The sequence below is a fragment of the Luteimonas sp. RIT-PG2_3 genome (genome assembly GCF_054902115.1).
Genome location: NZ_JBUBPF010000001.1, coordinates 89,355 through 113,297 on the forward strand (window position 1 = coordinate 89,355; position 23,943 = coordinate 113,297).

At 66.9% G+C, this 23,943-nt stretch carries 19 protein-coding genes; 7 read left to right on the top strand and 12 right to left on the bottom strand.

Annotated features, from left to right (window positions below):
* The first annotated feature begins 102 nt into the window (after positions 1–102).
* From ACYX7E_RS00360 to xth, 7 genes are all read left to right on the top strand, one after another.
* A complete protein-coding gene (locus tag ACYX7E_RS00360) occupies positions 103–1,476 on the top strand; it encodes an MFS transporter (RefSeq protein ID WP_462078547.1) in 1,374 nt (457 codons plus the stop codon).
* Positions 1,473–1,919: a VOC family protein gene (locus ACYX7E_RS00365; protein WP_462078548.1), complete on the top strand. Its 447-nt coding sequence runs from the start codon at positions 1,473–1,475 to the stop codon at positions 1,917–1,919. Before ACYX7E_RS00360 ends, ACYX7E_RS00365 begins: the two co-directional genes overlap by 4 nt.
* 43 nt (positions 1,920–1,962) lie before the next feature.
* On the top strand, positions 1,963–2,220 hold the full coding sequence (locus ACYX7E_RS00370; protein WP_462078549.1) for an isochorismatase family protein: 258 nt from the start codon (positions 1,963–1,965) through the stop codon (positions 2,218–2,220).
* Positions 2,221–2,559: 339 nt separating this feature from the next.
* Positions 2,560–2,961, top strand: coding sequence for a DUF2946 family protein (locus ACYX7E_RS00375; protein ID WP_462078550.1), 402 nt, complete (start codon positions 2,560–2,562; stop codon positions 2,959–2,961).
* A gap of 386 nt (positions 2,962–3,347) precedes the next feature.
* Positions 3,348–5,492, top strand: coding sequence for a TonB-dependent receptor family protein (locus ACYX7E_RS00380; protein ID WP_462078551.1), 2,145 nt, complete (start codon positions 3,348–3,350; stop codon positions 5,490–5,492).
* Positions 5,493–5,515: 23 nt separating this feature from the next.
* Positions 5,516–5,968, top strand: coding sequence for a copper uptake system-associated protein (locus tag ACYX7E_RS00385; RefSeq protein WP_462078552.1), 453 nt, complete (start codon positions 5,516–5,518; stop codon positions 5,966–5,968).
* A gap of 265 nt (positions 5,969–6,233) precedes the next feature.
* On the top strand, positions 6,234–7,007 hold the full coding sequence (gene xth / locus ACYX7E_RS00390) for an exodeoxyribonuclease III (RefSeq protein WP_462078553.1): 774 nt from the start codon (positions 6,234–6,236) through the stop codon (positions 7,005–7,007).
* Between the two features lie 71 nt (positions 7,008–7,078).
* Here the strand turns inward: xth and ACYX7E_RS00395 are convergent, their stop codons facing one another.
* The 12 genes from ACYX7E_RS00395 to ACYX7E_RS00450 form a co-directional block, all read right to left on the bottom strand.
* On the bottom strand, positions 7,079–8,803 hold the full coding sequence (locus ACYX7E_RS00395) for a serine hydrolase (RefSeq protein WP_462078554.1): 1,725 nt from the start codon (positions 8,801–8,803) through the stop codon (positions 7,079–7,081).
* The gene (locus tag ACYX7E_RS00400) at positions 8,803–9,954 is read right to left on the bottom strand and encodes a YkvI family membrane protein (protein ID WP_462078555.1); all 1,152 of its coding nucleotides are present in this window, start codon (positions 9,952–9,954) and stop codon (positions 8,803–8,805) included. Before ACYX7E_RS00400 ends, ACYX7E_RS00395 begins: the two co-directional genes overlap by 1 nt.
* Entirely contained in the window at positions 9,951–11,648 is a 1,698-nt protein-coding gene (locus ACYX7E_RS00405; RefSeq protein WP_462078556.1) for an N-acyl-D-amino-acid deacylase family protein, read from the bottom strand. The genes ACYX7E_RS00400 and ACYX7E_RS00405 overlap by 4 nt, the downstream gene beginning before the upstream one ends.
* A gap of 102 nt (positions 11,649–11,750) precedes the next feature.
* Entirely contained in the window at positions 11,751–11,915 is a 165-nt protein-coding gene (locus tag ACYX7E_RS00410; RefSeq protein ID WP_462078557.1) for a hypothetical protein, read from the bottom strand.
* A 31-nt stretch (positions 11,916–11,946) separates the two neighbouring features.
* Entirely contained in the window at positions 11,947–12,996 is a 1,050-nt protein-coding gene (locus ACYX7E_RS00415; RefSeq protein ID WP_462078558.1) for a DUF1611 domain-containing protein, read from the bottom strand.
* Between the two features lie 79 nt (positions 12,997–13,075).
* Positions 13,076–15,283 carry a TonB-dependent receptor gene (locus tag ACYX7E_RS00420; RefSeq protein ID WP_462078559.1) on the bottom strand — a complete coding sequence of 736 codons (2,208 nt, stop codon included), beginning with the start codon at positions 15,281–15,283 and terminating at the stop codon, positions 13,076–13,078.
* Between the two features lie 20 nt (positions 15,284–15,303).
* Positions 15,304–16,479 (bottom strand): dipeptidase, encoded by a 1,176-nt coding sequence (locus ACYX7E_RS00425; RefSeq protein WP_462078560.1) that lies wholly within the window; start codon positions 16,477–16,479, stop codon positions 15,304–15,306.
* Between the two features lie 90 nt (positions 16,480–16,569).
* Entirely contained in the window at positions 16,570–17,973 is a 1,404-nt protein-coding gene (locus ACYX7E_RS00430; protein WP_462078561.1) for a metal-dependent hydrolase family protein, read from the bottom strand.
* Positions 17,970–19,295 carry a peptide MFS transporter gene (locus ACYX7E_RS00435; RefSeq protein WP_462078562.1) on the bottom strand — a complete coding sequence of 442 codons (1,326 nt, stop codon included), beginning with the start codon at positions 19,293–19,295 and terminating at the stop codon, positions 17,970–17,972. Before ACYX7E_RS00435 ends, ACYX7E_RS00430 begins: the two co-directional genes overlap by 4 nt.
* Before the next feature lie 231 nt (positions 19,296–19,526).
* Positions 19,527–21,542, bottom strand: a complete 2,016-nt coding sequence (locus ACYX7E_RS00440) for a serine hydrolase domain-containing protein (protein ID WP_462078563.1) — start codon at positions 21,540–21,542, stop codon at positions 19,527–19,529.
* A gap of 289 nt (positions 21,543–21,831) precedes the next feature.
* Complete coding sequence (gene bla, locus ACYX7E_RS00445) at positions 21,832–22,833, bottom strand: class A beta-lactamase (protein WP_462078564.1); 1,002 nt, start codon at positions 22,831–22,833, stop codon at positions 21,832–21,834.
* On the bottom strand, positions 22,830–23,864 hold the full coding sequence (locus ACYX7E_RS00450) for a DUF1611 domain-containing protein (protein WP_462078565.1): 1,035 nt from the start codon (positions 23,862–23,864) through the stop codon (positions 22,830–22,832). Before ACYX7E_RS00450 ends, bla begins: the two co-directional genes overlap by 4 nt.
* Between the last annotated feature and the right edge of the window lie 79 nt (positions 23,865–23,943).

The following is a 23,943-nucleotide window of genomic DNA, read 5'->3' on the forward strand; positions in this document are numbered from 1 at the left end:
GAATGCGAAATCACGGCTCATATCGGTCAAAACCTGCCGGATTCGCACTTGGCTTTCGTCTAGCATGGATTCGATGACCTCCTCTCTGGGAACGCCGCGCGGATGACAGACACGACGATCGACCGCGCCGACGGCTATCCGTCCCTGCGCACGGCCAGCATCACCCTCGCGCTGTTGATCCTGACGATGACGTTGGGCTACATCGACCGCCAGGTCATCGTCTTCGTCGTCGATCCCATCCGGGCCAGCTTCAGTCTGACCGATGCCCAGATGGGGCTGGTGCAGGGCTTCAGCGCGACTTTGTTCATGGCCGTGATGTCGATGCCATTCGGCTGGGCGGTGGATCGCTGGAACCGTCGCAACATCCTCGTCGTATGCATGCTTGCCTGGGCGGTGATGACGGTCGCCACCGGCCTGTCGCGCAGCTACGAAGCTTTCTTCATGACCCGGATCGGCCTCGGCATCGCCGAGGCCTGCCTGTATCCGGCTGCGATCTCGATGCTTGCCGACCTGTTCAGCCCCGCGCGCCGCCCGACCGCAAACCTTTTCCTGATCGGCGGCGCCAACGTTTCGATCATGGTCGCGTACATGCTGTGCGGAACGCTGGTCGAGCAATCGCCTGCGATCATCGCGCAGCTGTCCTTCCTGCCGGCAGGGTTCGAGCCCTGGAGAATGGCGTTCGTGCTGGTCGCGCTCCCGGTCCCGCTGGTGGCCGCCCTGCTGATGCTGATGCCCGAGCCCAGCCGCCAGGGACGTACCGACGCTGGCACCGTCGTACCGCAGGAATCCAATTTCGCGCGCTATGCCTGGGGCAACCGCCGCGTGATCATGTTGTACCCGATCGCGCTGGCGCTTTGCGTGGTCGGGCTGGACGCCACCCTGCAATGGTTGCCAACCGCGTTGACCCGCAACTTCTCGCTGCATGCCGGCGAGATCGGAGTAAAGATCGGCTTTGCCGCTGCCGCTGGCGCACTGCTGGCGCCGTTTGTCGCCAACTTCCTGTTCAGGCGCTTCAAGCAGCGCGGTTCGCGGATGCCGGAGCTCGCGATCATGGTGCTGGCAGCATCGCTGGCGATCCTGCCTGCTGCAACGTTCGCGCTGGCCTACGATGCCCTGCACGTGGTCGCTGCATTCGCTGTGCTGGGCCTGCTGGTCTGCGTCGTTACCAGCTACAACTTCTATGTCCTGCAGCGCATTGCGCCGGGGCGATTGCGCGGACAGATGACCGCCTTCGCCCTGGTGATCCGGGCCCTGATCACAGGAGGAGGCGTGTGGCTGATCGGCTATCTGTCGGACCATCGCTTCACTGGCGAAACCGGCCTGCTGTCCAGCATGACACTGGTCGGTGTCGGCAGCCTGATCTGCGCGGCCGTGCTGCTGCTCTACCTGCGGCGCAGCTATCTGCCGCTGGTGGACCGCATCGAGCGGGAGGAAGCCGCGTCCACTTCAACACATACGGAGGAATCACCCAGATGATGACGACTACAACGACGCCCACGTTGACGCCGTTCCATATCGCCTTCCCGGTCCATGACCTTGGCCAGGCCCGCGAATTCTACGGAGGCGTGATGGGCTGCCCGGAAGGCCGCAGCAGCGACACCTGGATCGACTACGACCTCTATGGGCATCAGATCGTCGCCCATTACAAACCCGGCACTGGTACGCGCGACGCCGCATTCGCCAATCCCGTGGACGGCCATGACGTGCCGGTGCCGCACTTCGGCGTCGTGTTGACGATGCCGCAATGGCAGGCCCTGGCCGATCGCCTCACGACCGCCGGCATACAGTTCATCATCGAACCCTACATCCGCTTCGTCGGCCAGCCGGGCGAACAGGCGACGATGTTCTTCCTCGATCCTTCCGGCAACGCGCTTGAGTTCAAGGCGTTCCAGGACATGGAACAGCTGTTCGCGACCTGAATCCGGCGCAGCGCTTGCCAGCACTGGCGAGCAGGCCCTGACGATGTGGCGGACACGTCAGCACGCAAGCCACACGGACGCGCCGGTCTTCTTGCCCGGAACCGACGGCGCGCAGATCATCCCTGCGGTAGCCCCCCTCGAGGGGGAACCTGTTGTCGTCAAGCACGCTCCCAACGCGTTCCGTGACACGAGCCTGAAGCAGTTGCTCGACGACCAGCATGTCGAGCAGCTCGTGGTGATCGGTGCGATGAGTCATATGTGCGTGGAAGCGACGACCCGTGCGGCCGCCGACTTCGGCTAACCGGTCACCGTGGTGCACGATGCTTGCGCGACGATGGCGCTCACGTTCAATGGCGTCGCGATTCCCGCTCCCCAACTGCATGCGACGGCGATGGCCGCGCTGGCGTTCGCCTATGCGGCCGTGACGGACACGGATGCGTACACGGCTTGAAGTCTCCATTGCTGACAGCCTGGAAAGAGCGCGGCACGCTGCCCAACGACAGGCGTGGCCACGCTTCAATCATGCATGCCCGGTCGCAGGTCTTCCGGAGAAGCCGTTGTGTTGGATGCGACAAACGGTCGCAGGCACCGGCACCGGATCTCCCGCTTTCTTCCCGCCACGCCCGGTTAGACTGCCGGGATGTCCAGAGGCAGTCGATCGAGACGCGCATTCGCATGGCTGTCGCTGACGGCCATGCTGCTGCTTGCGTTCCTGCCCTCCATCGGCCGGCTCGCCAGCTCACACGATGCCGGTCCCCGCACGATCCTGATGGAGATGTGCACGATGGGCGGCGAGACGCTGGTCAGCATGGTCGATCCGTTCGCGTTGCTCGACACGCCGGAGCCCGCCCCGGCAAAACACGGCGACATGCCGGACTGCGCCTACTGCCCGCTCCTCGCGACCACCTTGGTCGCGATGCTATGGCTGGCCTGGTCGCTGGTGCCGATGGCGGCCCTGCCCGTCTTCGCACGGCGCCCTTCGCGCGCAGCGGGCAGGTGCCCCTGTGGTCTTGGATCCCGCGGACCACCGCTCGCGGCCTGATCTGATCGGCCTGATCTGATCGGCCTGATCTGATCGGCCTGATCTGATCGGGCTGACCTGATCGGTCGCGACCTGCCTGGTCGAACATTCCGTTTGCGATGACCGTGCGTTGCGCGGCGTCGATCCTGTGCACGTGGCCATGCCGCGCGGCAGGATCGATGGCGGCCGCGGCGAGCCCTGCCAGGGACGCAACGGCAGGCAGGACTGCGGCCTGTTCCAGCAAGGCTTTTTCATTGGCATTCGCGGCCAATTCCTGACACCGGCCAACACCAGGCGCCTTGCCTGGGACCCCGTGCCTTTCCGGGCATGGGTGCGCACACCGGTCACGCAAACCATCGACTCCCCACGCAGCCAACACGCTGCGTCCTGATCCATCTGGAGCCATCATGCCGATTCATTCCCGCACGCCATCGCGTGCGTCACAGCTGTTCGTCGCCATTGCAGCAGCCCTGCTTCCCCTGTCCGGCCATGCCCATGATGCGGCTGCCGACAGCGCCGCACAGGCACCTCCCGGCACCCTGGACCGTATTGAAGTACGCGGCTTCCGCCCGGATGCCGTCACCACCGAGCGGGCGCTGACGCCAGGCGGCGTCACCGTCGTGGACGGCGAGTCCTTCCACACGCGCGCCGTCAACAACATGTCCGACTCGCTACGGTACGTGCCCGGCCTGTGGACCGAGAGCGGCACCGGTGGCGATGCCATCTTCATCTCCAGTCGCGGCTCCAACCTGGACGCCACCGACTACGACAGCAACGGCATCCGCCTGTTCCAGGACGGCCTGCCGGTCAGCACGGCCGACGGCAACAACCACAATCGTTTCCTGGATCCGTTGGCGGCCCGCTACGCGGTCGTGGCGCGCGGTGCCAATGCGCTCACCTACGGCGCGAGCACGCTGGGCGGCGCGATCGACTTCACGTCGCCCACCGCCCGCAACAGCGCGGGATCGCAGGTCTCGATCACCGGCGGGAGCTTCGGCATGATCAGCGGCAGATTGACCGCTGGCGGCGTATCCGGCGACCTGGATGGCCAGGTCACGCTGGAAGGCAGGGGCCGCGACGGCTACCGCGCGCACAGCCGCCAGGACCGGTTCGGACTCTACGCCAATGCGGGTTGGCAGGTCTCCGACGATCTCGACCTGCGCGTCTTCGCAACCCATGTGGACAACGACGAGCAACTCGCCGGCGCGCTGACCAGGGCGCAGTTCGAGGCCAATCCACGACAAGCGAACCCGTCGGCAATCACCGGCAACTTCCAGTTGAACGTCAGGACCAGCCGCCTGGCGGCCAAGGGCACGTGGAACATCGATGCCGACAGCCGACTGGCGTTCGGCCTGTCGTACGAAGACCAGGCGCTCTACCACCCCATCGTCGACAAGGTACTGGTCGATTTCGACGGCCCCGGCCCTGCATTGCCTGTCGAGGTCTTCAGCCTGCTGAAGAACACCGACCAGCGCACCGTGGGCGGCATGCTGCGATACAACCTCAGGCGCGGCGACCACGACATCCTCGCCGGCCTCAACCTGGCCAACACGCATGAAACGGGTGGCAACTTCCGCAACGATGGCGGTCAACGCAATGGGCAGACGGGCACCCTCGACAATCGCTCCGACAGCGTGGAAGTCTTCCTGGTGGACCGCTGGAAGCTCACGCCCGACTGGACGCTGGTCTACGGCGCGCAGGGCGTGCTCACCGGTCGCGATGTCCGCAATATCGATCTTGCCAGCGGCATATTGCGCAACCCCAAGGCCGACTACAGCGCCTTCAACCCGCGGGTCGGTGCGATCCGCGCGTTGAGCCCCGACAGCGAAGCCTTCGCCAGTGTCAGCCGGCTGTACGAGGCGCCGACCACGTTCGAGCTGCAGGACGACATCCGCGGGAACGACGCAACGCTCGAGGCCATGCACGGCACGGTTTATGAGGTAGGCGTGCGCGGAGGTACGGCCACGCCACCTGATGCCGCACGCTGGCATTGGGACGTCTCGGTCTACTACGCGCAGATCCGCGACGAGATCCTGTCCATCGACGATCCACTCGCGCCCGGCACCAGCCTGTCCACCAACGTGGATCGCACCACCCATGCGGGCGTGGAAGCCCTGCTCGGGGCCAGCTTCCCCATTGCAGGCGGCACGCATCGCATCGAACCCTTGGTCAGCGCGACCTACAGCGACTTCACCTTCGACAACCACGCCGTCTATGGCGGCAATGCCTTGCCGGCCGCACCCGACTATGCGGTGCGCGGGGAAGTGATGTATCGCCATCAGGGCGGATTCTTCGCCGGTCCGACCTTCGACCTGATCGGCGCGCGCTATGCCGACTTCAGCAATACCTACAGGATCGATTCTTACCGCTTGCTGGGTTTGCGCGCAGGCTTCGAACAGGAGGGTTGGCAGGTGTTCGGAGAAGTGCGGAACCTGCTCGACAAGGCCTACGTGGGGGCGATGAGTGTGCGCGACCGGGCCAGCGTCGGCGATGCACTGCTGCAGCCGGGCGCGCCTCGCTCCGTGTACGTCGGCGTGCGGTTCCAGTTCTGATCGACTGCCAGGGGACATCCATCATGAAAGCACTTGCCTGGCCTATCGCGCTGTTGACCTGCCTGCTTGCAGCCTGTTCCTCTCCTGCGCCGACAACGCAGGACCAGGACAGGGAAACGATCCTGGAACTCATGCATGCAACGTGGGATCGTCCCGACGCCCCGCTCGATGCGGCACCCGTAGTGGTGACCGGCGATCATGCCGTAGTGGATTGGACACAGGACGCGACCGGCGGTCGCGCCCTGCTCCGGCGCCAGGACGGCGCGCGGGTCACCGTGCTGTGTGCAGGCGACGGGATACGCGATGCAGAAGGCTTGATCGAAGCAGGCGTCCCGACCCCGCACGCCCATGATCTTGCTCACCGACTGGCCGAAGCGGAGCAATACGTTACGCCGGAGCGCCTGGCGCTGATGGCGTCGTTGAAAGGCATCGTGCGCATGCCAACGGGAGGGGGATCGCAGGCAGCGCACCGGTGACCACCGGCCCAAGGCCACGTCCGGCGCGCAGGCCGACCTGCGTCGCCGCGCCTGGCGCTGGCATTTCCCGACACGCCCGACACGCATCGGCGCCCCACCCTTTTCCGCTCAAGCCCAAGGACAATGCGTTCGCGATCCACCAACGGGATAGCAGGCCGTTGGCTGCCAGGGCCTCTGCGCTCGGGTCGCCAATCGGACCGCTGCCAGCTGGATCAATGCGAGTACTATTTGTAAGCCATTGATGTTCATACAAGTACAACCCCATATGAAAATTGCCAGCTGGAACGTCAACTCCCTCAACGTGCGCCTGCCGCACCTCGAACAGTGGCTGCGCGATGCGCAACCCGATGTCGTGGGCATCCAGGAGACCAAGCTCGACGATCCGCGCTTTCCGGATACGGCGCTGGCGGGGCTGGGCTATCGCAGCGTGTTCTCCGGCCAGAAGACCTACAACGGCGTGGCGATCCTGGCGCGCGATCGCACGATCGAACAGGTGCAGATCGGCATCCCCGGCTTCGAGGACGAGCAGAAGCGCGTCATCGCGGCGACCATCGATGGCGTGCGCATCGTCAACCTGTACGTGGTCAACGGCCAGGACGTGGGCACCGACAAGTACGCCTACAAGCTACGCTGGCTGGATGCGGTGCAGGCCTGGCTGGCCGCCGAGATCCAGGCGCATCCACAACTGGTGGTGCTGGGCGATTTCAACATCGCACCCGACGATCGCGACGTGCACGATCCGGCGGTCTGGAACGACGGGCACATCCTGACCTCGGTCGCCGAGCGCGATGCCTTGCAGCGCCTGTACGCGCTCGGCCTGCACGATGCCTTCCGCCTGCACCACGACGACGCCGGCATCTTCAGCTGGTGGGACTATCGCCAGGCCGGTTTCCGTCGCGACCTCGGCCTGCGCATCGACCTGACGCTGGTGTCGGACGCGCTGAAGGCGCGCGCCATCGCATCGGGCATCGATCGCGAGCCGCGGACCTGGGAACGCCCCAGCGACCATGCGCCGGCCTGGGTGCAGCTGGCGACCTGATCGCTTTGTCCCACCCCACGACCGTTGCGCCGTCGATCGCGTGATGCGATCCGGCGGCGTGGCGTCGACCGCTAGCGCGATCGCTTGTCGGCCGGAGCAGGACTGACAGGAACAGGCTCGACAGGAACAGGCTTGAACAGCAGGTCGTGGTAGTCGTAGCTGAAATCGGCCAGCGGCGATACCGCCTTCATCGTGATGCGCTCGACCTTGCCTTCGGCATCCAGCGCGAAGCTGACGAAGGCCGGCTCGATCGTGCGATCGTCCCAGCGCACCTTGAAGGTGTCGTACTGCCAGTGTTCCAGCGTGCCGGCCATGTCCGGGGTCTGGCGGAAGTCGATGCGCAGCGCGCCGCGTTCCTGGCGCAGGCCGATCGGGCCGTACCAGGCATCGGCATAGTCGCCGGCATAACCTGCCAGCGGCAATGAAGGCTTCGAGCGGACCCTGCTGTCCTGCGCGCCCGTGCCCACCTGTGCCAGGGCCGCGGTATCGCGCGCGGACTTGAAGCGCGCGTACGCCGCCACCCAGTCGCGCTTGGGCGCGTCGAGGTAATGGTCGAGCAGTTCGTAGGTCAGGCCGCGCAGCACGATGCCGTCCTCGGCATTCATCTGCAACGCAAAGCCGACGTCGCGCCCCGGGACCAGCACGACCATCGTCTGCACGCCGAACACCGCGCCGCCGTGTTCGATGATCTTGACGCCGCGATAGTCACGCACACTCCAGCCCAGTGCGTAGGCCGAGAACTGCGGCGTGGTGTCGGCAAGTTCGCCGGGGGCCTGCGAGATCGGCATCAGCACCTGCGGCGTCCACATCTCGCGCGAGGCGTCTTCGCTGAACAGGCGCCCGCCTTCGGGCAGCGCGCCGTGCGCGAGCTGGATCGTCAGCCAACGCGCCATGTCGTGCGCGCTCGACGAGATGCCGCCGGCAGGCGCGGCATTGCTGCCGAGTCCCTTGGCCTCGTCGAGCAATTCCTGGGTGCCGATGCCGCGCAGGCCACCGTCGAGGCGCGCATGCGGATGCGCGCGGTTCGGCGAGGCCAGCCGCGCGGCGTCTTCGGTCGTGGAGCTGCGCATGCCGGCCGGCGCCAGCACACGCTCGCGCACGAACACTTCCCAGGACTGGCCGGTGACCGCTTCGATTAGTTGCCCGGCCACCACATACAGCAGGTTGTCGTAGGCGTAGCCGCTGCGGAAGCTGGTCTCCGGGCGCAGATGGCGCACGCGGCGCACGGTCTCGGCCCGGCTCAGCGACGAGCGCGGCACGAACAACAGGTCGCCCGCGCCCAGTCCGAGGCCACTGCGATGCACCAGCAGGTCGCGGATGGTGATCTCGCGCGTGACCCAGGCGTCGTACATCTGGAAATCGGTCAGGTGGTCGATGACGCGATCGTCCCAGTCGATCCGCCCTTCGTCGACCAGCACGGCCAGTGCCGCCGTGGTGATCGCCTTGCCGGTCGAGCCGGTCTGGAAGATCGTGTCGGCATCGACCCGCTCGGGAGACCCCAGCCGACGCACGCCATAGCCTGCGGCATGCACGGTGCGGCCCTGCTCGACGATGCTCACCGCCATGCCGGGCACGCCGTACTGCGCCAGCAGCTGTTCGACGCGCGCGTCGAGGTCTTCCGGTGGCGCGGCAGACGCGGCGCCGCAGGCCAGGCCCAGCGACAGTGCGAATGCCAGCGTGGCCGCGCCTGTCCCGCCCCCCCCGTGGGTGCGCCGATGCGGATGCGGCCTGGCGGGCGCCGGTGCCTTCGTCCTGTTCCGGGACTTGCAGATGGATCGCACGGCATTCCACAGCATCAGGACACTCCTCTCGGCTCGGCGACGGCGGCGGGGATGCCGACATCGGCAACGTGGCGATGGCGCCACAACCACCACAGGCCGTAGGTCAGCAAGGGCAGGACATAGGTCGCCAGCAGCGCGTAGGCCAGCAGGCGGTAACCACTGGCGATCAGCGCGACCAGTCCGATCGCATCGGCCAGAAACACGGTCAGCAGCAACACGCCGACGATCAGCGCGAGCCGTGCACGCGAGGCCGGTGGCGCACCGGTGCGCTCCTTCCATGCGGCACTGGCGCGCGCGTCGATCGAACTGACCATCGCCACCCCGGTCTCGATCAATGCGGTCAGGATCATGATCCGGAACACCAGGTGGAACCACGGCATGCCGACCTGCCCGAGCAGGAAGTCCGACGGCAGCGGCTCGTCGCCGATGCCCGGCGCGTACGCGACCATGCAGATGAAGAACACGATCGCCGGCAGGATCGCCAGCGGTCCGGCCAGCAGGCCGGCGACCACGGCGTCGCGCCGCGACAGCATGTGCCGCAGCACCGGCAGGATCGCGATGCCGCCGATGATGTTGTAGCCGGCATAGGTCAGACCATTGAGCGCCCAGCCTTCGCCGAGCCCTTGCGCGGCATCGAACTGCGCGACCATGCGGTCGCCGAAATGGGTCAGCATCAGGATCGCCGCGATCGCGTAGACCAGGTACAGGAAGATCGACATGTACTTGAACAGGCGCTCGACGGCATCGTTGCCGGCCAGCACGACCGCCGCGATCAGCGCGACCAGCAGCACCGTGCCCAGCAGCGGCGGCCAGCCGAACATCGTCCGGCACAGTTCGCCGGTGGCCGCGCCGAACACCGCCAGCACCACGACCACCAGCCCGAGGTAGGCTGCCTCGAACAGCACCCAGCCCCGGCCCAGCAGGTGCTTGAAGAAGGCGCGGTAGTCGCGCGCGCCAATGGCACGCGCAAGCAGGAAGGTCACTGCGCAGACCACGCTCCACACCACCATCGTCAGCAGCATGCCGGCGATGCCGCCCCAGGGACCGGACGGAAGGAAGAACTCCGCCAGCTCGCGACCCGTCGCATAGCCGCCGCCAATGACGACGGACTTGAATGCCAGCCCCGGCAGGATGAGCCGCTGGAACCTGCCCGACCCCGCCGTCATGGCGCCGCGTCGGTAGCCGACCAGCCCGGACCGCGCACGACGCGTCCGGGCGTGGCGCCGGTGTGCTCGCCATCGCGCAGTACCTGCACGCCGTTGACGAAGACATCGCGCATGCCGGTCGCGTATTGCAGCGGCTCGGCGAACGTGGCGTGGTCGCGGATCGTCGCCGGATCGAAGATCACGATGTCGGCATGGCAGCCGACATCCAGGCAACCGCGATCGGCCAGCTTCCAGTTCTCGGCCGGCAACCGGGTCAGGCGATGGATCGCTTCCTCCAGCGGCATCAGCTTGCGGTCACGGACGTAATGCCCGAGGAAACGCGCGAAGTTGCCATAGGCGCGCGGGTGCGCGCTCGATTTCAGGAACACGCCTTCCGGCGCCGAGGACTCGGCATCCGAGCCCAGGCTGACCCAGGGCTGGCGCAGGCCGAGCTCGACGTTGTCCTCGCTCATCAGGAAATACGCGGCTTCGACGCGCGAATCGTCCTCGACGATCAGATCGAGCAAGGTGTCCTCGACCGGCGTGCCACGCTGCTGCGCGACCTCGGCCAGCGTCTTGCCGATCAGGGGCTTCAATGCGTCGGTGTTGAGTCCGATCAGCACCAGGCGATCGGCCGAGCCCGCGAGCAGTCGCAGGTTTTCCCAATCGGCATCGGGATCGTTCATCTCGGCGATGATGCGCGCGCGCGTCTGCGGATCCTTCAGGCGCTTGATCATCGCCGCGTGGCCGCCGTCCTGTACCCACGGCGGGATGCTCGCGCTGAGGCCGGTACCGCCGGCGGTATAGGTGTACATGTTGGCGCTGACCTGCAGGCCTTCGGCACGTGCCGCCTCGATGCGCGCGATCGCCTGCGCCATCTTCGGCCAATTGGCCTCGCCGGCAGCCTTCAGGTGATAGACCTCGGCGCGCTGGCCGGTCGCGCGCGCGATCGCGATGGTCTCTTCGAGCGCCGGCAGGAATTCATTGGCTTCGCTGCGCATGTGCGCGACATAGCCGCCGCCGGACTCGGCCGCGGCCTGCGACAGCGCGACCAGTTCCGCTGGTTTGGCGTAGAACGCCGGCGGATAGATCAGCGAGGCGCCAACGCCCAGCGCGCCTTCGCGCATCGCGGCACGCACCAGGTCCTGCATGCGCGCAAGCTGCGCGGCATCGGGCTGCACGTCGTCGTAGCCCAGCTCATGGATACGCACCGTGGCCGCGCCGACGAACGAGGCGACGTTCGGAGTGACGCCGCGACGCGCGAGGAATTCCAGGTAATCGCCCAGCGACGTCCAGTCGACCGGATAGCGCAGGTCGGACTGTTTGCCCAGTACGTCGGCCTTCATCTTTTCGTTCAACGGCCCCATCGACCAGCCTTCGCCGAAGATCTGCAGCGTTACGCCTTGCTTGGTGTCGCTCATGCTGCGGCCGTCGACGATCAGCGACTCGGTGGCCCAGCTCAGAGCATTGATGAAGCCGGGTGCGACCGCCTGCCCGGCTGCATCGACGGTACGGGTCGCATTGGCCTGGCTGCCGGCGGGCAACAAGGCGGCGATACGGTCGCCGCGTACGGCGACATCCACCTGCCTGGGGGCCGCGCCGCTGCCGTCGTAGACCACGCCATTACGGATCAGCAGGTCATAGGGCGCGGTGTCGGCGGCATGCGCCTGCAGCGATGCGGAACCGGCCAGGGCCAGTGCGATGGAGTACGACATCAATCGACGCATGAGCGGTGTTTCTCCCGAAGTCACGTGTTGCGCTTGCGCGCGGTCCGGCCTCCGCCAGGACCGGGGTCCGGGCGGCGACCATGGATGGCATCACGGCGAGGCCGCGGCCGGCTGGAACAGGTGGGCGTCACGCACGCTGTGCGCGATTCCCGCAATCTCCGCGCGCTCCGCGATGACGCAGTCCGCAACGGCCGCCATGCTGCGCATGGCCAATATGGCGATGAAGAACCTGCCGTCATCAGGCAGCGTCACCATGCCGAATTCCTTCGCAGGGGAATCGTCGCCCTCATGCCAGGCAGGCATCGACCAGCGTGCCGAACAAGGCGTCGAAGCCGTCGTCACTGCGCATCGGATCGGCCGCCGGCAAGCCCAGCCGCGCCTGGATGTCAGCGCAGGCCGCCCATGCCTCCTGCGTGTCCATCAGATGGGTATCGAGGCTCACGCCCGCGCAGCGGATGCCGGGATTGGTACGCCGCCCCAACTGCACGGCCAGCGCGATGATCTCCTCGATCGTCGGCACCGGGTAGTCGGGAAAGCCGAGCATGTGCGCGCGTCCGGGCTGGTGGCAGACCACGAACACATCGGGCTGGCTGCCGTGCAGCAGGCCCAGCGTCACCCCGGCATACGCCGGATGCAGCAGCGAGCCCTGCCCCTCGATGACATCCCAATGGTCGTCGGCGGCTGCGGGGCTCAAACGCTCCGCCGCGCCAGCCGAGAAGTCGGCAACCACCGCGTCCATCGGGATGCCGCTACCCGAAATCAGGATGCCGGTCTGGCCGGTCGCACGGAAGTCGGAGGGCACGCCCCGCGCGCGCAGCGCGCGCGCCAGGGCCAGCGCGGTGTATTTCTTGCCGAGTGCGCAGTCGGTGCCGAGCGTCAGCAGGCGTTTGCCCCGGCGCTTGCGGCCATTGGCGACCGGGATGTCGCGTGGCGGCGTGCGCACGTCGTGCAGGCCACGGCCCAGCCGCTGCGCGGCGTCGCGCAGTTCCGGCGTGTCTGCGAGCCGCATGTGCATGCCGCTGACGAGGTCGAGCCCGGCCTCCATCGCGGCGACCAGGACCGGCAGCCAGTGCGCGGGAATCGTGCCGCCCGGTGTCGCGACACCGATGACCAGCGAACGCGCGCCCTGTACGCGCGCCTGCACGGGATCCAGCATCGGCAAGCCGGTGCTGGCCTTGCAACCGGGCAGGCTGTACTCGCCGACGCAGGCGTCGCCGGCCCAGTCGCGCAGCCCGACCGCAGTCTTGGCGTAACCGGGTTCGGTGATGTCGCCCAGGAACAGCAGGTAGGGCTGCGGCAACATGACGGCGGCGATGACGGCTTCGGGAGAACGCATGCAGGAGGCTTCTCGTCGTACGGGCGCGTGCGAGGGGATCCCGCTGGACGCGATGCGTCCAGCGGGGCGTGACGCAGGATCAGAAGCGATAGTCGACCGACATGCCGATCGTGCGCGGTACCAGCGGCGTGCCGCGGGCCTGCTCGATGTTGCCGTTCAATGCATTGCGCAGCACGCCGATCGACATGTATTCCTGCTCGTTGGTCGCGTTGCGCACGTACAGGCGGAAGGTCAGGTTCTGGTTCCTGAGCTCGGCATGCAGGTCGACCGCCTTGTAGGCATCGATCGGGAAGCCGCCGAACGAGCCGATCCGGTCGCCGGTGTAGCGATAACCGCCACCCACCTTTCCGCTCCACTGGTCGGTGACACTGAAGTCGTAATCCAGCGTGGTCGACCAGCTGCGCTTCGGGGTCAGCGGCATCTGGCCGCCCGGCGTCAAGCCACTGCTTGCCGGCACGCCCTTGCTGATAGTGGAATCGATGTACGCGGCATTGACGCCCCAGGTCAGGCCCGCCAGCGGACGCAACAGCATGGACAGTTCGACACCTTGGCTTTTCGATTCCCCGGGCGCGTTGGTGATGTAGGTCAAGCCCGTTCCGGTGATGGCACCCACCTGGATTCCGTCCCAGCTCGTCTTGAACAGCGCCAGGTCGATCATGCCGCGACGGTCCCAGAACTGCGACTTGAAACCCAACTCCAGGTTGTGCGTGGTGTCGGACTTGGTCATCGGCGGCACGCCCGGCAGCGCGAGGTTGGGGCCACCGGGTCGATAGCCGGTCGCGATGCGTGCATAGAGCATCGAATCGTCATTCAGATGCCAGCGCGAGGCCAGCTTCCAGGTCGAGACGTTCTCGGCCGATTCGCCGGGCGTGTTGGCCTCGCCCACCAGAAGCCCGGTCGTGATCTGCGTGAATTCCTGCTCGTTGCGCGCGTATCGTGCGCCGACCGAAACGTCGAACTTCGGCGAGAACTTCCAGGTAGCGTCGGCGAAGACCGCGGCTTCCTTGTACGCGCCCGGCAACGCGATCACGGCCGGATTGAACGGCAGCACGTTGAAGTCGTTGTCCCAGGCCATCACGCTCTGGCGATTGGTATTGACCTCATCGGTGAAATAGGCGCCTACCAGCCAGTCCAGGCGTTCGCTGGTCTTGGAGGTCAGGCGGAACTCTTGCGTCCACTTGCGGGTACCCAGGTACAGATCGAAGTTGGCCAGGCCCGCGGGATAGCCGAACAGCGGCCATGCCACGCCATAGGTCGGCGACGCATCCGTGGTGATCGCCATGCGCGTCGCCGAGTAGCTGGTCGACGACAGCAGGTCGGCAAAGCCCAGGTTCCAGTCGAGGATGGCGGAATAGAAATCCACCTCGTTGCGATACGGCTGCATCAAGTAGGCATTGCCGTCGAGCGGGCCGAGTTCGGGCTTCTGCGTTGCCGGATCCAGGCCCACCTGGGCGATGCTGTCGGCGTCGATGGTCTGCCACAGACCCTGCACGCGCAGGGTGGCGTTCTCGTTGATGTTCAGGGTGAACGCCAGGCGAGCGGCCAGCTGGTCGTAACCGTTGGCGTCTTCCTTCCCGAGGATCTTCTCGTCGATGTAGCCCGGCGTGGTCTGTCGGGCGAAGCTGACGCGCATGCCCAGCTTGCCTTCCGTCAGCGGGATATTGGCTGCGGCGCGCACACCCGTGCCGAGTTCATCGGCATCACTGACCGAGCTGACGTCCATGCCGGCACGGAACTCGAAGTTCTCGGTGTCGGCCGCGCGCGTGATGTACTTGAACAGGCCGCCCATCGAGCTGGCACCGTACAGCGTGCCCTGCGGACCGCGAAGGATTTCGACGCTCTGGATATCGTAGGGCAACAGGTCCAGCGCGTAGCCGGTGGCGCGGTTCTTGTTGCTGCTGGGATTGATCGGCGAGTCGTCGATATACGTGCCGATGATCGCACCGCCACCCAGCGGCGCCATGCCGCGCAACGACATCGACGTCACGCCGGGCGCGCCGCCGCTGTCGACCTGGAAGCCCGGCACATAGGCGGCGTAGTCGGTCAGGCGACCGGCGTTGAGCGATTCCAGCTTTTCCTCGGAGATCACGCTGATGCCCATCGGCACCTCCATGATGCTTTCCGTGCGCTTCTGGGCGGTGGCGACGACACGCTCGAGTTCGACGGTCTCGCTGGCCCGGGCGGGAGTCTCCTTGGCCGCTTCCTGCGCCATCGCGGTGGACGCGATTCCTGCACAACACAACGCACACATCGACGCGAGAACCGACCGCTTCATCATCTTGCGCATGGCTGGACTCCAACAGTGGATCAGGTGGGAAGGACGACGGGCTTCCAGGTCTCTCGGAGCAGGCGCCTGAAATTGCCGCCGAGCACGAGCTTGATGTGGGCGTCGGTGTATCCGCGCTTGATCAGGACTTCGGCCAGGTCGTAGGTCTTGCGGGGATGGTCGAAGCCATCGGTATCGAGCTTGTCGCGGAACGCATAGCTGGATTTGTAGCCGCCACGCAGCATCTTGTTCTGGTCTGCGGGCATGTCGTCGTAGCCGTTGAGATCGGCATCCGAACCGATGCCGACGTGCTCGATGCCGACCAGCTTGACGACGTGGTCGATATGGTCGACCAGGTGTTCGATCGTCGTCGGCTCGCGGTCGCGCACGAACATGCGCACGCCGGTGATGCCCATGACGCCGCCCTTGGAGGCGAGCTTTCGGATCGCTTCGTCGGTCTTGACGCGCGGATGGGTGTTCAGCGCGCGGCAGTTGGAATGCGTGATCGCGATCGGGCGCGGCGACAGTTCGATCGCATCGAGCGTGGTCTGGTCGCCGCAATGGGAGACGTCGATCAGCATGCCCGACGTGTTCATGGCCTCGATGATCTGCACACCGTAATCGCTGACGCCGCCATCGACGCGATCGGTACTGCCCGAGCCGATGAAGTTCTGCGAGTTGTAGGTCAGCTGCGCGCAGCGCATGCCCAGCTGGTAGAACATGTTGACGTCGGCCGGCGTGCGGAAGTGGTCGGCGTTCTGCACGCCGATGATTACCGCGGCCTTGCCGTCGGCCTTGGCGCGATCGAGATCCTCGGCCTGGTCGACCAGCGTGAACACATGGCTGTTACGGCCGACGAAACCGTTCCATGCCGCCATGTAGGCCAGCGTGTCGGCGTAGACATCGGGGCCGCCGATGCCGATCGCATGATGGAAACCGGTGATGCCGCTGGCGCGGATGTCGGCGGCGTCCTCTTCGCTGATGCGGCTGGCGAAGTACTCCGGACGGAAGTCGATCTTCAGCGGCGCCAGCATGTCGAGCACCAGCGACTCGCGGACCAGGTCGATCGCACGGGTCGAGTACAGCGTGTCGAGGGCGGGCAGGATGCGATGACGGCCGGTGGCGATCATCGGGAAGGCAACGGCACCGACGGCGAGGGCGGCGGCTCCGCCGATCAGGCGGCGACGTGCAGGAGAGTGTGGGAAACGGTCAGTCATGAGGCCAGTCCATTCGATCCTGAGAAGGGAATATTTATCCCCGTTAGAGAATTGTCAACAGAAAGCCTGTATTCAGGATTGTTGACGCCTTTACCGGACATCTTCGCTGGCAGCCACCCGGCCCGCGTGCATGACCCATTCAACGTGTTCGAGCACACGCACATCGGCGAGCGGGTTGCCGTCGACCGCGATCAGGTCCGCGGCCATGCCGGGACGCAGCGCTCCGATCTGGTCCTGCAGGCGGTTGTGCGCGGCGCCCCAGACCGTTGCCGAGCGGATCGCATCCAGCGGTGTGAAGCCGGCCGTGACCATCAACGCGAACTCGCGTGCGTTGTCGCCATGCGCGGACACGCCGCTGTCGGTCCCGAAGGCCACGCGCAGGCCGGCGGCATGCGCCCGCCGCGCCATCGCCATCATCTGCGGCCCGACCGCCGCGGCCTTCGCCCGCACGGCTGCAGGCATCCAGTCGGCGTCCCTGGCCTGGCGCGCGACGGTATCGCCGGCCAACAGCGTCGGCACCAGGTAGGCGCCGCCCCGCTTGAACGCGGCGATCGAGGCGTCGTCGAGGTAGGTGCCGTGTTCGATGCTGTCGACACCGGCGTTGAGCGCGGCGAGGATGCCGTCGGCGGAGTGCGCATGGCAGACCACGCGCCGGCCGAGGCTGTGTGCGGTGTCCACGATCGCCTTGAGCTCGTCGTCGAACAACTGCTTGCCCACGCCCGATGCGGTATTGGACATCACGCCGCCGGTCGAGGCGATCTTGATCACGTCGGCGCCGCGCTGCACGGTCTGGCGCACCGCGCGCCGGCAATCGTCGGCGCCCGAGCACAGGCCCGGATAGGCGAACAGCTTGATGATGTCGGGGCGGTAGCCGTGGATATCGACGTGGCTGCCATGCGCACCGACGCCACCGGCCGCGATGATGCGCGGGCCGGCGAAGCGACCCTGCGCGATCGCATCGCGCAGGGCGAGGATCGCATCCGGGTCGCCACCGAGGTCGGCGACGGTGGTAAAGCCCGCGCGCAAGGTCCTGCGTGCGTTGACGGCGGCGTCGATGACGATGTCCGACGAGGTTTTCTGCACCGCCTGCAGCTGCGCCTGCGGATTGTTCTCGCCGCTCAGGTGCACGTGGCTGTCGATCAGGCCCGGCAGCACGAAGCGCGTGCGCAGGTCGATCACGCGGCCCGGCTCGCCATGGAAGCCATCGAGGATCTCGCGCACGCGTCCGCCGTCGATGACCACGGTCTGCTCGCGCAGCACCTTGCCATCGGTGGGATCGGCGAGCAGCCAGCCGGCCTGCACATAGCGCACGCCGCTGTCTGCAGCGGCGGCGGGTGTCGGCGCCGGAGCCGCGCCCGGCGCAGGCGTATCGTGCGCGGCCGCCTGGATCGCGCCCGCGCACAGCACCGCCAACAGGGTTGCGGTCCAGCGCATCGCCGAACGCGGCGTGATCGGCGGTCTGCCGTGCGCATGTTTGCGGACAGGCGTGCTCATGACGTGGTCTCCTGGTTGGCATCGGGAACGGTCGCCGCAGGCACGCCGAGCAGCGGTCGCGCCTTGCGTTCGAGCAGGTACAGCATCAGCGCCACCAGCGCGCAGACGGCCGCCATCAACGCGAAGAAGCCATGCACGTCGACGAGGCTCCACAACGTGCCGGCCGCGCCGGCCAGCAGGTTTCCGCCAAACGACGCCAGGAACCACAACGCGATGATCGTCGCGCCGAAGCCCACCGGCGCGAGCCGCGCGAACAGGCCCAGGCCGACCGGCAGGATGAACAGCTCGCCGAGCGTGAACAGCAGGAAGAACAGCATCGCCCAGCCCCAGCCGACCTGCGATTGCGCGTCACCGCCGAGACAGGCGACCAGCACGTAGGCGCCGCCGACAATGGCCGCACCGATCGCCATCTTGGTCAGCGCGGCAGGCTCGCGGCCCGCGCGCGCCTGTCGCGTCCACGACGCCACCAGCCACGGCGTCAACAGGAACACCAGCAAGGGATTGAGCGAGAAGAACCAGGTCATCGGGATCGTGAAGTCGGCGCTGATCGCACGATCGACACCGGCATCGAGCCATAGCGCGATAGTGTTGCCGACCTGTTCGTAGGCCAGCCGGAACACCACGACGATCGCCGCGATCGTCGCCAGCATCTGCAGCAGCGGGCGATGCGCCGGCTGCCACAGTGCCGACATCGGCACCAGGTCGCGTTGCGCGCGCGGCGGGTCCGGCGGCAGGTGGCGACGGCCGGCGATGTAGATCACCAGGCCGAGCAGCATGCCGACGCCCGCGGCCGCGAAGCCGACGTGCCAACCGTAGAGCTCGCCGAGCGTGCCGCAGACCAGCGGCGCGAGGAAGGCGCCGAGGTTGATGCCGACGTAGTAGATGTTGAACGCCGAACCGCGGCGCGGATCGTTGCGTGCGTAGAGGTCGCCGACCTGGCCGGGCAACGTCGGCAGGAACAGGCCGTTGCCGAGCACGATCGCCAGCAGCGCCGGATACAGCAACGAGTCGAACGCCATCAGGAAGTGGCCGATGGCCATCACCACACCACCGATGATCACGGCGCGCCGCTTGCCCAGCCAACGGTCTGCGAGCAGTCCGCCGAACACCGGCGTCAGGTAGGCCAGCGCGGTATAGATGCCGTAGATCATCGATGCCTGCTGCTGGCCGAACAGCAGCTGTTTGGTCATGTAATAGACCAGCAGCGCACGCATGCCGTAGTAGGAGAACTTCTCCCACATCTCGGTCAGGAACAGGATCGTCAGTCCGGGCGGTTGCCCGAACCAGCTGCGCGTCGCTGTCGCGCTGGCGTCAGCGCTCAACGCGGCAGGCCCCGCAGGTCCTGCACGCGCAGGGGCGTGCGCAGGGAGGAAAGCGCGCGGCAACACGACGACGACAGGGGCCGTGGATGGGCGAGGGACAGCGTCGGTCGCATGGCATGGGCCACGGGCGTGTACTCCGGATCAGTGGGGTGCGGGGGAGGAAAAACGTGCAGTGCGTTGAAGGGGGACAAAAAAAAGCCGGGAGGACCTGGGTCCTCCCGGCGGAGAGAATCAGTACTGGTTCGCGAAGGACAGCAGGCCGAACACCACCGCCGCATAGACGCAGACCAGCGCGGCGATCACCAGCCAGGCGCTCCACAACCGGCTCAGCCAGCCCTTGCGCGCGGTCCACGACAGCCAGGCATGCCAGGCGATCGCGGCGGTGCCCAGGGTCGCGGTCAGCACACCGAGCGCGCTCAACAGCAGCACCCACTTGTCGATGCCGTCGGTGAAGCGACTGAGGTCGCCCATCACGAACATCAGCAGGCTGATCCAGCCGATCCAGGCCACCACGATCAGGGTTGCGGCCAAGCGTGCGTAACGACGCACGCGCAGGTCGCGTTGCGGCCATTCCAGGCGCTGTCCATACTTGCGACGCACGATCGCGGCAATCGGCCAGAACAGCGCGCTCAACGCCAGCGACAGCAGCGACACCAGCAGCAGCGGCGTCAGCCAAGATGCCGAGCGCGATGCCGGCACCGGCTCGAACTGCATGATCGCGGCGTAGGCACCGATACTCCAGTGCTGGATCCTGCCGTCGGCATCGACCACCGCGGCCAGGCGCTCGTCACTGGCGACGTCCTGCCAGACGAACGGCGCCACTTCGCGCCAGCGGATCGGCTGGCCGTTCGCGGCGTTGAGGCTGCTCGAGCTGATCGTGCCATCTTCGTGGATGTCGAAGCTGGTCTGGCTGAAGCCGAGCAGGTTGACGAAGCTGCTCGACCCCGGACGGCGCGTGCTTTCGTACTTCTGCGACGCCATCAGGCGCGCGTGTTCGGCGGCGGTCTCGGCATCGATGCCGGCGGCGGCCGGCGAGGCGTCCGTGGCCGGGAAGTAGCGGTTGGCGAACTGCGTGAACAACTGGCTGCGCAGCGGCCCGCTGACGCCCTCCTTGCCGGCGCTGTTGACCGAGATGAACAGGCCGACCCCTTCGCCGGTGAACAGGTGCAGGTCGGAGTGGAACCATTGGGTGTCGCCGCCATGCGAGATCACGCGGCGACCGTTGATGTTGCTCTCGTAGAAGCCCAGCGCCATCGTATTGAGCGGCGGCGTGTGCACGGTCTGGCGTTCGTACATGCGCGCGGCCGTCTCCGGACGCAGCAGTGCGGAGGGCTGTCCGCCCGCGGTCTGCAGATGCGCGAGCATGAACTTGGCCATGTCCGCACCCGAGGCCGCCAGGCTGCCGGCCGGCGCGGAGAGCACCATTTCGTAGGGCTTGGGCTCGCCCGATCCCAGTGCATAGCCCTGCGACATGAACGGCTGCAACGCCGCCGGCAGCGGCTGGCGGAAGCTGGCATGGCGCATGTCCAGCGGCTGCAGGATGTGCTGGTCGATGTAGTCGTCAAACGACAGCCCCGACACCCGCGACACGATGTAGCCGGCCAGGCTGGTGGCGTAGTTCGAATACGCCGGCGTGGTGCCCGGTTTGAAGATCTGCGCCGGCACCCACGACTTGAGGTACTCGCCCAGCGGTCCGGGACCGGCGGTATCGTTGCTCATCAGATACTTGATGCGCTCCTCGAGCCCGGTGCTGTGCGTCATCACGTGGCGCAGCGTGATCGGCTCGCCCTTGCTGGGCACCTTGAAGTCGAGGTAGGTGTTGACGTCGGTGTCGAGGTCGAGCTTGCCCTGCTCCACCAACTGCATCACCGCGGTCCAGGTCAGCAGCTTGGACACCGAACCCGGACGGAACATCGTTGTCTGCGGGTCGACCGGCTTGCGTGCTGCGACATCGGCGTAACCGTAACCGCGCGCGGCCAGCAGCTTGCCGTCCTTGACCACGGTCACCACGGCCCCCGCGACATCGCCACGCGCGAGCGCGTACGGCATGAAGCCATCCAGCCAGGCCTCGGCATCGGCCTGGGTCAGCCGGGGGCTGGCGTCTGGCTGCACCGGGACGGGCGCGGCTGCCGTGGCCGGCTTGGCATCAGGCGCCGGATCCAGCGGCGTCGGCGGAACCTGCGCGAGAACCAGCGCAGGCGACAGAAATCCACACAACAACGTGACCACCCACAATGACGGACGCATGCAACGCTCCCTTCTTGACTGGTGCTGGCGACGGAATCCGGGCGCAATGATTTCAGACGAAATCAAGCCTGTTTCGGACACACTAGTCCTAATCAGAGAATTGTCAATCCTGCGCTGCAGCAGGCTCCGAAGGGCGTCCAGGCCAGTCGTCATGCGGCTTGGCGCCGTGTCGGCCTGCCCGGCAGGACGGCACGGGTGAGGTAAGACGGCGGCTTTGCACGGCGCGGACCTGCCGTGTTGCGCCTGCGCCGGATGCTCGGGCGCAACACGGGCAAACCCCGGCCCGCGATCAGCGCGCGGGGGTCGGTCCCTGCAGCAGGTAGTAATCGCGCACCGTGCGCGCGATCTCGGCGATGACGCGCTCGCGTTCGCTGCGCGGCACATTGCTGCGCATCACGAAGGCCGCGATCGCGAACTGGCTGCCGTCGGGCAGGGTCACCACGCCGACGTCGTTGACGGTACCACCGACCGTGCCGCTCTTGTCGGCGACCTTGGTGCCCGGTGGCATGCGGCCACGCAGGCGCGCATCGCAGGTGCGGCAGCGCTCCATGACTTCGGAGATCACCTTGGTGCTCTCGGCACTGAGCGCCTCGCCACGGAACAGCCGGGTCAGCAGCGTCGCCATCGCGCGCGGCGTCGAGGTGTCCTTCGGATCGTTGTCGAAGGGTGGGTGGGCACTCTCGCCCCGCTTGGCCAGCGAAGGATCGGCAGCCAGCGCTGCCTTGACGACCTCGGCCATCGGCCCCGGGCCGACACCGTAGAAATCGCGCAGCAGGCGATTGGTATCGCGATCGACGCGCTGGCCTTCGATGCCCTGGCCACGCAACCAGGCCGTCACCGCAGCCGGACCACCGGCCTGCGCCATCAGCACATCGGTCGCGGTGTTGTCGCTCTGGGTCAGCGTCACCTCGATCAGGTTGTGGATCGACAGACTGACGCCTTCATGGATGAAACGGTCGGCGATGACTTCGGAGTTGACATACATCGACGGCGGGACAGGCACCATCGTCGACAGCTTCAGTTCGCCGGCATCGACCCGCGCCAGCACCGCGGCCACGATCGCGACCTTGTAGGTGCTGGCCATCGGGAAGGCGCGATCGGCATTGTGCAGCACCTTGTCGCCGCTGCCGTCGAGCCGCCACGCGGCGATGCCGACGTCGCCATCGATCGTCGACGCCAGGCGCGCCACCTCGGCTTCGATGCGCTTGCTGTCGGCCTGTGCCTGCGGGCACATCGCCAGCACCAGCGCCAATCCCAATCCCGTCACTGCGTGCTTCTTCATCATCTTCATGCGATGCAGGCCTCCACGACCCTGTCGAAACCACTGTTGTCGCGCATCGGATCGCCGGCCGGCAATCCGACCCGTGCCGACACGTCCGCGCAGGCGGCCAGTGCCGCCTCCTGGGTCATGCCGTGGGTATTGAGGCTGATGCCGACGCAGCGGATCGCGGGATTGGTCCGCCGGCCCAACTGCACGGTCAGCGCGATGACGTCCTCGACCGATGGCAGCGGGTAATCGGGATAGCCAAGCATGTGCTTGCGACCCGGCTGGTCGCAGACCACGAACACGTCGGGCTGGCTGCCATGCAGCAGGCCCAGCGTCACGCCCGCGTAGGCCGGATGGAACAGCGAGCCCTGGCCTTCGACGACATCCCAATGGTCGTCGGCGGCCGACGGGCTCAGCAGTTCGGCGGCGCCCGCGGAGAAGTCGGCGACGACCGCATCCATCGGCACGCCGCTGCCGGCGATCAGGATGCCGGTCTGCCCGGTCGCGCGGAAGTCGGCATCGACGCCGCGGGCGCGCAGGCCGCGTGCAAGCGCCAACGCGGTGTACTTCTTGCCCAGCGCGCAATCGGTGCCGACCGTCAGCACGCGCTTGCCGGAACGCTTGCGGCCATTGGCGACCGGGATCCCCGGCGGCGGCACGCGCACATTGATCAGCTGTCGCCCATGCTGTTGCGCGGCCTCGGCGAGTTCGGGGATGTCGCGCAGCATCTGGTGCATGCCGCTGACCAGGTCCAGCCCTTGCGCCAGCGCTTCGACCAGCGACGGCAACCAGGCCGGCACGACCACGCCGCCGCCGTTGGCGACGCCGATGACCAGTGAACGGGCGCCGGCCTCACGCGCCTGCGCCGGGGTCATCCGCGGCAGGCCGGTGCTGACGGTGCAGCTCGGCAAGGCCCACTCGCCGACGCACAGCTCCGGCGCCCAGTCGCGCAGGCCGATCGCGGTCTTCGCATAGCCCGCTTCGGTGGTATCGCCAAGGAACAGCAGGTAGGGGTGCGGTAGCGGTGCGAGCTTGGGGAGGGTCGTCGAGACCATGGCAGAGGCCTTCCTGGAGATGTGGGGACGTTCGGAGGGGAGGAGGAGGACGCGATTGCGAAGCAGGACGAGCGCGGGC

What these genes read in the sequence shown, in the direction of transcription:
- ACYX7E_RS00360 (WP_462078547.1), top strand. Translation starts at nt 103, where the DNA reads ATGACAGACACGACGATCGACCGCGCCGACGGCTATCCGTCCCTGCGC.
- ACYX7E_RS00365 (WP_462078548.1), top strand. Translation starts at nt 1,473, where the DNA reads ATGATGACGACTACAACGACGCCCACGTTGACGCCGTTCCATATCGCC.
- ACYX7E_RS00370 (WP_462078549.1), top strand. Translation starts at nt 1,963, where the DNA reads ATGTGGCGGACACGTCAGCACGCAAGCCACACGGACGCGCCGGTCTTC.
- ACYX7E_RS00375 (WP_462078550.1), top strand. Translation starts at nt 2,560, where the DNA reads ATGTCCAGAGGCAGTCGATCGAGACGCGCATTCGCATGGCTGTCGCTG.
- ACYX7E_RS00380 (WP_462078551.1), top strand. Translation starts at nt 3,348, where the DNA reads ATGCCGATTCATTCCCGCACGCCATCGCGTGCGTCACAGCTGTTCGTC.
- ACYX7E_RS00385 (WP_462078552.1), top strand. Translation starts at nt 5,516, where the DNA reads ATGAAAGCACTTGCCTGGCCTATCGCGCTGTTGACCTGCCTGCTTGCA.
- xth (WP_462078553.1), top strand. Translation starts at nt 6,234, where the DNA reads ATGAAAATTGCCAGCTGGAACGTCAACTCCCTCAACGTGCGCCTGCCG.
- ACYX7E_RS00395 (WP_462078554.1), bottom strand. Translation starts at nt 8,803, where the DNA reads ATGCTGTGGAATGCCGTGCGATCCATCTGCAAGTCCCGGAACAGGACG.
- ACYX7E_RS00400 (WP_462078555.1), bottom strand. Translation starts at nt 9,954, where the DNA reads ATGACGGCGGGGTCGGGCAGGTTCCAGCGGCTCATCCTGCCGGGGCTG.
- ACYX7E_RS00405 (WP_462078556.1), bottom strand. Translation starts at nt 11,648, where the DNA reads ATGTCGTACTCCATCGCACTGGCCCTGGCCGGTTCCGCATCGCTGCAG.
- ACYX7E_RS00410 (WP_462078557.1), bottom strand. Translation starts at nt 11,915, where the DNA reads ATGGTGACGCTGCCTGATGACGGCAGGTTCTTCATCGCCATATTGGCC.
- ACYX7E_RS00415 (WP_462078558.1), bottom strand. Translation starts at nt 12,996, where the DNA reads ATGCGTTCTCCCGAAGCCGTCATCGCCGCCGTCATGTTGCCGCAGCCC.
- ACYX7E_RS00420 (WP_462078559.1), bottom strand. Translation starts at nt 15,283, where the DNA reads ATGCGCAAGATGATGAAGCGGTCGGTTCTCGCGTCGATGTGTGCGTTG.
- ACYX7E_RS00425 (WP_462078560.1), bottom strand. Translation starts at nt 16,479, where the DNA reads ATGACTGACCGTTTCCCACACTCTCCTGCACGTCGCCGCCTGATCGGC.
- ACYX7E_RS00430 (WP_462078561.1), bottom strand. Translation starts at nt 17,973, where the DNA reads ATGAGCACGCCTGTCCGCAAACATGCGCACGGCAGACCGCCGATCACG.
- ACYX7E_RS00440 (WP_462078563.1), bottom strand. Translation starts at nt 21,542, where the DNA reads ATGCGTCCGTCATTGTGGGTGGTCACGTTGTTGTGTGGATTTCTGTCG.
- bla (WP_462078564.1), bottom strand. Translation starts at nt 22,833, where the DNA reads ATGAAGATGATGAAGAAGCACGCAGTGACGGGATTGGGATTGGCGCTG.
- ACYX7E_RS00450 (WP_462078565.1), bottom strand. Translation starts at nt 23,864, where the DNA reads ATGGTCTCGACGACCCTCCCCAAGCTCGCACCGCTACCGCACCCCTAC.